Origin of the sequence: Pauljensenia sp. UMB3104 (assembly GCF_030217285.1) — a bacterium.
In the GTDB taxonomy this organism is placed as follows: Bacteria; Actinomycetota; Actinomycetes; order Actinomycetales; family Actinomycetaceae; genus Pauljensenia.
In genome coordinates this window covers 1-243 of the sequence record NZ_JASONN010000525.1, presented here as the reverse complement: position 1 = coordinate 243, position 243 = coordinate 1, and the positions used below count along the sequence as shown (strand labels likewise).

General features: G+C 57.6%; 1 protein-coding gene. It reads right to left on the bottom strand.

Going from position 1 to position 243, the window contains the following annotated elements; all coding sequences use genetic code 11:
- Positions 1-243 (bottom strand): nucleoside hydrolase (locus tag QP415_RS12655; RefSeq protein WP_285100305.1); only part of this gene is annotated, 243 nt, incomplete at both ends.

Here is a 243-nt window from a genome sequence, read left to right as displayed (position 1 = left end):
ACCGCAGCTGCGGCCTCTGGATCGAACCAGAAGTTGAATTCTGCAGACGGAGTGACGTTGCCGGGGCCCTCTGCGCCGCCCATAAGCAGTACTTCTGGTACCCGCTCTGGCAAGGTCGGGTCTATCTCTAGAGCCTTGGCAATGTTAGTTAGGGGGCCGATGGGAACGAGCGTTATTTCGCCAGGGTGGGCCTTTGTGTGATCCACGATGAATTGTGGGGCGTCGGTTCCGGCAATTTTTCTG